At 61.8% G+C, this 8,304-nt stretch carries 7 protein-coding genes and 2 tRNA genes; all 9 read right to left on the reverse strand.

The window, feature by feature from the left end; genetic code table 11:
• Nucleotides 1–41 precede the first annotated feature (41 nt).
• Nucleotides 42–2,534 carry a translation initiation factor IF-2 gene (gene infB, locus N5C28_RS21915; RefSeq protein ID WP_279825474.1) on the reverse strand — a complete coding sequence of 831 codons (2,493 nt, stop codon included), beginning with the start codon at nt 2,532–2,534 and terminating at the stop codon, nt 42–44.
• Nucleotides 2,535–2,560: 26 nt separating this feature from the next.
• A complete protein-coding gene (nusA, locus tag N5C28_RS21920; protein ID WP_279825475.1) occupies nt 2,561–4,042 on the reverse strand; it encodes a transcription termination factor NusA in 1,482 nt (493 codons plus the stop codon).
• Nucleotides 4,043–4,108: 66 nt separating this feature from the next.
• Nucleotides 4,109–4,567 (reverse strand): ribosome maturation factor RimP, encoded by a 459-nt coding sequence (gene rimP / locus N5C28_RS21925; protein ID WP_279825476.1) that lies wholly within the window; start codon nt 4,565–4,567, stop codon nt 4,109–4,111.
• A gap of 133 nt (nt 4,568–4,700) precedes the next feature.
• Nucleotides 4,701–4,777 (reverse strand) — tRNA-Met (locus N5C28_RS21930).
• Between the two features lie 97 nt (nt 4,778–4,874).
• Nucleotides 4,875–4,960, reverse strand: a tRNA-Leu gene (locus N5C28_RS21935).
• Nucleotides 4,961–4,985: 25 nt separating this feature from the next.
• Entirely contained in the window at nt 4,986–5,366 is a 381-nt protein-coding gene (secG, locus tag N5C28_RS21940) for a preprotein translocase subunit SecG (protein WP_279825477.1), read from the reverse strand.
• 4 nt (nt 5,367–5,370) lie between these two features.
• Complete coding sequence (gene tpiA, locus N5C28_RS21945; protein ID WP_279825478.1) at nt 5,371–6,126, reverse strand: triose-phosphate isomerase; 756 nt, start codon at nt 6,124–6,126, stop codon at nt 5,371–5,373.
• 65 nt (nt 6,127–6,191) lie between these two features.
• Nucleotides 6,192–7,529: a phosphoglucosamine mutase gene (gene glmM, locus N5C28_RS21950; protein ID WP_279825479.1), complete on the reverse strand. Its 1,338-nt coding sequence runs from the start codon at nt 7,527–7,529 to the stop codon at nt 6,192–6,194.
• 20 nt (nt 7,530–7,549) lie between these two features.
• On the reverse strand, nt 7,550–8,304 hold a 755-nt coding region (folP, locus tag N5C28_RS21955; protein ID WP_279825480.1), incomplete at its 5' end, for a dihydropteroate synthase.

Consider the following 8,304-nt stretch of genomic DNA (forward strand, 5'->3'; position numbering starts at 1 on the left):
CGCGCAAAGCGAGGCCGGGCGTTGCATGTTGCAACTCGCGCTTACAGGCTGCGAGCCACCTGGACTTTCTCGAACACTTCGATCTTGTCGCCGACCTTGACGTCGTTGTAGCTCTTCACGCCGATACCGCATTCCATGCCGGCACGCACCTCGGACATGTCGTCCTTGAAGCGGCGCAGGGATTCCAGTTCGCCTTCGAAGATCACCACGTCTTCGCGCAGTACGCGAATCGGACGGTTACGGTGCACGACACCTTCGACCACCATGCAACCGGCGACCGCGCCGAACTTCGGCGAACGGAACACGTCACGCACTTCGGCGATACCCAGGATGTTCTCACGAACATCGCTGCCGAGCATGCCGGTCAGGGCTTTCTTGACGTCTTCGATGATGTCGTAAATCACGTTGTAGTAACGCATGTCCAGGCCTTCGGCCTCGACGATCTTGCGAGCACCGGCATCGGCACGCACGTTGAAGCCGAACAGTACGGCGTTCGACGCCAGCGCCAGGTTGGCGTCGGATTCGGTGATACCACCGACACCGCCACCGACGACGCGCACTTGCACTTCGTCGTTACCCAGGCCGCTGAGCGAGCCTTGCAGCGCTTCGAGCGAGCCACGGACGTCGGATTTGAGGACGATGTTGAGCGTCTTCTTCTCTTCCTGGCCCATGTTTTCGAAGATGTTTTCCAGCTTGCCAGCATGGGCGCGGGCCAGTTTGACTTCGCGGAACTTGCCTTGACGGAACAGGGCGACTTCGCGCGCCTTCTTCTCGTCGGCAACCACCGTCATGTCGTCACCGGCGTCCGGTGTACCGTCCAGGCCGAGGATCTCGACCGGGATCGACGGACCCGCTTCCTTGATCGGCTTGCCGTTCTCGTCGAGCATGGCGCGCACGCGGCCATAGTTGACGCCGACCAGCACCATGTCGCCCTGACGCAGCGTACCGTCCTGTACCAGCACGGTAGCGACCGGGCCACGGCCCTTGTCCAGACGGGACTCGACCACCACACCACGGCCAGGGGCCGACGGGGTGGCTTTCAGTTCCAGGACTTCAGCCTGCAGCAGAACGGCTTCAAGCAGTTCGTCGACGCCGGTACCCATCTTCGCCGACACATGCACGAACGGCGCATCGCCGCCCCACTCTTCCGGGATCACATCCAGCGCGGCCAGGCCGTTCTTGATGTTGTCCGGGTTGGCGTCCGGCTTGTCGATCTTGTTCACCGCGACCACGATCGGCACGCCAGCAGCTTTCGCATGCTGCACGGCTTCCTGGGTCTGCGGCATCACGCCGTCGTCCGCTGCCACCACGAGGATGACGATGTCGGTCGCCTTGGCACCACGGGCACGCATTGCGGTAAACGCGGCGTGGCCAGGGGTGTCGAGGAAGGTGACCATGCCACGCTCGGTTTCCACGTGGTAGGCACCGATGTGCTGGGTGATACCACCGGCTTCGCCGGAGGCCACCTTGGCGCGACGGATATAGTCGAGCAGCGAGGTCTTACCGTGGTCAACGTGGCCCATTACGGTCACGACCGGCGCACGGGCGAAGGTCTCGCCTTCGAACTTCAGCGATTCGGCCAGGGAGTCTTCCAGGGCGGTGTCGCTGACCAGGGTGACCTTGTGGCCCAGTTCCTCGGCAACCAGCTGGGCAGTTTCCTGGTCCAGAACCTGGTTGATGGTGGCCGGGGTGCCCAGCTTGAACATGAACTTGATGATTTCAGCAGCCTTGACCGACATCTGCTGGGCGAGGTCGCCCACGGTGATGGTCTCGCCGATCTTCACTTCACGCACGATCGGGCCAGTCGGGCTCTGGAAGCCATGCTGGTTACGCTTCTTCAGCTTGGACTTGCCACGGCCACCGCGACGGAAGCCATCGCTCTCTTCGTCCAGGGTACGCGGCGCGACACGGGGGGCCGGAGCCTTCTCCTTGACGCTCGGGCGGTGCTGAGTGACTTTGCGCTCGCCACGGCGATCGGCGTCGTCGCTGCGAACCTTGTCGGCACGGCGCGGCTCGTCCTTCTTGCGCTCTTCAGCAACCGGAGCGGCCGCAGGCACGTCAGCGACCGCTTCGACAGCGGGCGCCTCGGCAACAGGCTCCTGGACGGAGGCAGTAGCGGCAGCCTGACGCTTGGCGTCTTCCTCGGCGCGGCGCTTGGCCTCTTCCTCGGCTTTCAGGCGTGCGGCTTCCGCCGCGGCGCGCTGCTCTTCCAGCTCGCGCTGCTTCTCGGCTTCGATCTCTTCGTTGCTGCGCTTGACGAAGGTCTTCTTCTTGCGCACTTCAACGCTGATGGTCTTGCTGCCGGCTACCCGCAGGGTGCTGGTCGTCTTGCGCTGCAAGGTGATCTTGCGCGGCTCTTCGACCTTATCGCCGTGACTGCTCTTGAGATGGGCAAGCAGGGCTTGCTTCTCATTGTCGGTGACAACTTGCTCGGCACTGCTGTGCGGCAAACCCGCCTCACGCATCTGCTGCAGCAGGCGCTCTACCGGTGTGTCGACCACTTGGGCCAGTTCTTTCACCGTGACTTGCGTCATGCACTTCTCTCCTCAGGCCGTAAAACTTACTCGAACCAGTGGGCTCGGGCGGCCATGATCAGCTTGCCGGCACGCTCTTCGTCGATGCCGTCGATGTCGAGCAGGTCGTCGATCGACTGCTCGGCCAGGTCTTCGCGGGTAACCACACCGCGTACTGCCAGTTCCTGTGCCAGACCTTTGTCCATGCCCTCGAGGGAGAGCAGGTCATCGGCCGGGTGGGCGTCTGCCAGTTTTTCTTCAGTAGCGATGGCCTTGGTCAGCAGGCGATCTTTTGCCCGCGAACGCAGCTCATTGACGATTTCTTCATCGAAGCCGTCGATGCTCAGCATCTCTTCCATCGGTACGTAGGCGATCTCTTCCAGGCTGGTGAAGCCTTCCTCGACCAGCACCTGGGCCAGCTCTTCGTCGACTTCCAGCTCGTCGATGAAACGCTGCAGGATGTCGCCGGTCTCGGCCTGTTGCTTGGCCTGGATGTCCGCCTCGGTCATCACGTTCAGGGTCCAGCCGGTCAGCTGGCTGGCCAGTCGCACGTTCTGACCGCCACGGCCGATGGCCTGGGCCAGGTTGTCTTCGCCAACGGCGATGTCCATGGCATGGGCATCTTCGTCGACGATGATCGCGGCGACTTCAGCAGGCGACATGGCGTTGATCACGAACTGCGCCGGGTTGTCATCCCACAGCACGATGTCCACGCGCTCACCGACCAGCTCGCCGGATACCGCCTGCACGCGCGAACCGCGCATGCCGATGCAGGCACCCTGCGGGTCGATACGCTTGTCCTTGGAGCGGACGGCGATCTTGGCGCGCGAACCCGGGTCACGGGAGGCCGCCATGACTTCGATCAGTTCCTCGGCGATTTCCGGCACTTCGATGCGGAACAGCTCGATCAGCATTTCCGGCGCGGTGCGCGACAGGATCAGCTGCGGGCCGCGGTTCTCGGTGCGAATTTCCTTGAGCAGCGCACGCACGCGGGCACCGACACGGAAAGTTTCGCGGGAGATGATGTCTTCGCGGGCCAGCAGGGCCTCGGCGTTGTTGCCCAGGTCAACGATCACGTTGTCACGGGTAACCTTTTTCACCGTGCCGGAGATGATCTCGCCCAGACGCTCACGGTAAGCCTCGACCACCTGGGCGCGCTCGGCTTCACGGACTTTCTGCACGATGACCTGCTTGGCGGTCTGCGCGGCGATACGACCGAACTCGATGGACTCGATCTTCTCTTCCAGCACGTCACCGAGCTTGGCCTTGGCTTCCATCGCCTGTGGCATGTCGACGGTCAACTGGTGAGCCGGATCTTCAAAATCGGCGTCTTCGACAATCGTCCAGCGACGGAAGGTTTCATAATTGCCGGTGACACGGTTGATCGACACGCGCAGATCGACCTCGTCCTCGAAACGCTTCTTCGTCGCGGTGGCCAGAGCCAGCTCCAGCGCTTCGAAAATCACACCGGCCGGTACACCCTTTTCATTGGATACCGACTCAACAACCAGCAGTACTTCTTTGCTCATCGTACGCCTCGCCTTTCGCAATCCATTTGGATCCACGCAATCCGCGTACCCCGCGGGATCCGCGTATCAATCAAATCGGGGGATGATATTGGCCTTGTCGATCATATCGATCGGCAACAGGAACTCGTGGTTATCCACCTGCACGACCACGTCCTCTTCCTCCACACCGCGGAGGAGGCCTTGAAAGTTACGCCGCCCTTCGAAGGGCGAACGCAGCTTGATCTTCACTTGCTCGCCAGCATGATTGGCAAACTGTTCCAGGGTGAACAGCGGCCGATCCATACCGGGTGAGGACACCTCCAGGGTGTACTCCGCACTGATCGGGTCCTCGACATCGAGAACACCGCTGATCTGCCGGCTGACCTTCTCGCAATCATCAATGAGAATGCCATCGGCATGATCGATATAAACGCGCAGGAGGGAATGACGCCCCTGCGACAGGAACTCGATGCCCCAGCATTGATAGCCGAGCGCCTCGACTATCGGGGCCAACAAGGCCTGCAACTGTTCTAGCTTGCTCGACACCTGAACCCCTCGCGCATGCTGTGCAAATAAAAAATGGGCGAAACGCCCATCCCATGAACCGCCCTCTGCCAGAGGTCGGCAAATCTGTTCACCAGCTAGCAAAAAGCCCCTGAAAAAGGGGCTCCGCGACTACTGGTTGCGGGGGCTGGATTTGAACCAACGACCTTCGGGTTATGAGCCCGACGAGCTACCAGACTGCTCCACCCCGCGTCAAAGCTGGGGCCGAAGTATACGGCCGATCCCCCTTTAGGGTCAACCAAAGCTCCAGCAACAAGAAAGCCCGCATGGAGCGGGCTTGCTTGTAAATTGGTACCGAGGAGGGGACTCGAACCCCTACAGCCTATGGCCACTACCACCTCAAGGTAGCGTGTCTACCAATTCCACCACCTCGGCAAAATCGTTTGTTGCGTGTTACCTGTTACTGCTCTGGAGCCTGAGGTACGTCAGCCGCATCACCGGCTGGCGCTTTTTGCTCTTCGAGCACCGGCACGTCTTCGACCGCCGGTTGCTGCTGCGCTTCAATCACTGCCGGATCCGGCAGACCAACGTTACTCAGCGCATCAGCCTTTTCATTAGCAAAGAACGCTAAGCCCAAGCTAGTAATGAAAAAACCGGCGGCGAGTATAGCAGTAGTGCGACTCAAAAAGGTAGAGGAACCTTGACTACCGAATACGGTAGCGGAAGCACCCGAACCAAAAGACGCACCCGCATCAGCGCCCTTGCCCTGCTGCAGCAAAACCAGCACGACAACACCAATTGCGCCCAACAGATGAAGAACTACTACCAGTGTCTCGAGCATCTTTTCAGTTTCCTGCGGCGCGACAGATCGCACCGAACTCATCTGCATTCAGAGAGGCTCCACCCACAAGCCCCCCATCGATATCCGGCATGCCGAACAACTCGGCTGCATTGGCGGCCTTGACGCTGCCGCCGTATAGAATCCGTACACCTTCAGCCACATCAGCGCTGGCTGCCGCCAACTGAGCACGAATCGCCGCATGAACCTGCTGCGCTTGCTCCGGCGACGCCGTCAGCCCGGTACCGATTGCCCAGACCGGCTCGTAAGCCACCACTGCCTGGCGAAACACATCGACACCCAGCGACTCGATGACACTGGCCAATTGACGCCCAACCACAGCGAGCGTCTCACCGGCTTCCCGCTGCGCAAGGGTTTCCCCTACGCACAACACCGGAATCAAACCTGCGGATTGCGCAGCAGCGAACTTTCGCGCCACCACCTCATCCGACTCCTGCAGCAACGAACGCCGCTCGGAGTGTCCAACCAGAACCAGCTTGCAACCGGCATCGCGCAGCTGAGTCGCCGCCACTTCGCCCGTCAGCGCGCCCTGCTCCGGCTCGACTGCACAATTCTGCGCCCCGACCATCACCACACCGCCTGACACGCCATCGAGCACATCAGCCACATGCAGCAACACGGGGAAGACCGCGACATCGACGCCAGCTGGCACAGCCTGCTGGCGAAGACCTTTGGTCAGCTCTGCGACGCTGGCGCGGGTACCGTGCATTTTCCAGTTACCAGCAACCAAGGGGCGACGCATGCTTTACCTCGTCGGTCAAAGAGGGCGCAGATGTTACCCAACCGTTTCAGGCATGGCAAGCCGAATCAAGCACATACATCAGCAACAACCTTAGCCAATTCATTGGCATAGCTGAGAACCTGCTCTTCATCGTCGCCTTCCACCATCACCCGCACCAGCGGCTCGGTACCTGATTTGCGGAGCAGGACACGTCCACGCCCCGCCATTTGCTCGGTAACGCGTGCGCTGGCCTCCTGAACGGCCGGGTGCTCGAGCGGATCGGCACCACCGGCGAAACGCACGTTGACCAGCACCTGGGGGCACTTGCGCATGCCCTGCCGGGTCTCGGCCAGGCTCTGCCCACGACGGCGCAGCGCCAGCAACACCTGCAGCGCAGCGATGATCGCATCACCGGTGGTGGTGTGCTGGAAGCACACCAGGTGACCGGAGTTCTCGCCGCCCAGCTGCCAGTTACGCGCCAGCAGTTCTGCAATCACGTAGCGGTCACCGACCTTGGCTCGCACGAAGGGAATGCCCAGGTCAGCCAGGCCCAGCTCGAGGCCGAGGTTGCTCATCAGCGTACCGACCACCCCGCCCTGCAACTTGCCACGCTCCTGCAGGTCCCGGGCGATGATGAACAGCAGCTCATCGCCATCGACCAGGGTGCCGGTGTGGTCGACCATCAGCACGCGGTCGGCATCCCCGTCAAAGGCGATACCGATATCCGCCTGCTGGGCAACGACCTCGGCCTGCAGCGCCTCGACATGGGTCGAACCACAGGCATCGTTGATGTTCAGGCCGTTCGGCTGTGCCGACAGCACGGAAACCTGGGCACCCAGCTCTCGGAACACACTGGGCGCAACCTTGTAGGCAGCACCATGGGCGCAGTCAACGACGATCTTCAGCCCCGCAAAGCTGGTGCTGGTGGGCACACTGCTCTTGCAGAACTCGATATAGCGGCCCGCCGCATCATTGATGCGCGACACCTTGCCGAGCTGGCTCGACTCGACCACCGTCATCGGCGCATCGAGCAGCTCCTCGATCATCATCTCGATCTCGTCGGGCAGTTTGGTGCCCTGCCCCGAGAAGAACTTGATGCCGTTGTCATGGTGCGGATTGTGCGACGCACTGATGACGATACCGGCTTCAGCATGGAACGTACGGGTCAGGTAGGCGATCGCCGGCGTGGGCATCGGCCCGAGCAGCATGACATCTGCCCCCGCAGCGGAAAGACCGGCCTCCAGCGCCGATTCGAACATGTACCCGGAGATGCGCGTGTCCTTGCCGATCAGGATGCGGCACTTGCCCTGCTTGCGGAACGCCATGCCGGCCGCCCAGCCGAGCTTGAGCATGAAGTCCGGCGTGATCGGAAACTCACCGACGCGACCACGAATCCCATCGGTACCAAAATATTTTCTGCCCATAGCCGACACTTCCTTCTTGTTTACTCTGCCGCTTCAACTGCGGCGATCATGCGCACCACGTCGACCGTTTCCGCCACATCATGGACTCGCAGGATGTGGGCACCCTTGGCAGCGGCCAATGCCGCCAGCCCCAGGCTGCCATACAGCCGCCCCCCCACTTCATGACCGAGCACCTTGCCAATCATGCTCTTGCGCGAAACGCCGACCAGCAGCGGCCTTCCAAATTCATGCAGCGCCTCGAGGCGCTTGAACAGACTGAGATTGTGCTCCAGCGTCTTGGCGAAGCCAAAGCCCGGGTCCAGCACTACCCGCTCGGCGGCGATACCGACCGCCGCACAGGCCGCCAGCCGTTCCGCCAGAAACTCGCGCACCTCGACCAGCACATCGGCATAGACCGGGTTGTCCTGCATCGTGGTCGGCTCACCGCGCATGTGCATCAGGCACACGGGCAAGCCGGTATCGGCTGCGGCGTCCAACGCACCATCACGCTGCAACGACCGTACGTCATTGATCAGTCCGGCACCGAGCCGGGCGGTTTCCCGCATGACCGAGGGCGTCGAGGTGTCCACCGAGATGATCACGTCGAGCTCCGCCGCGATCGCCTCCACAACCGGCGCAACACGCTCCAGCTCTTCGGTGGGGGACACTTCACGCGCACCAGGGCGCGTGGACTCCCCGCCAACATCGATCAGCGTAGCGCCTGCGCGGCACATTGCCTCGGCGTGCCGCAACGCGGCATCACGCTGATTGTAGCGGCCGCCATCGGAAAAGGAGT

Source organism: Pseudomonas sp. GD03944 (assembly GCF_029839275.1).
Lineage (GTDB): Bacteria > Pseudomonadota > Gammaproteobacteria > Pseudomonadales > Pseudomonadaceae > Aquipseudomonas.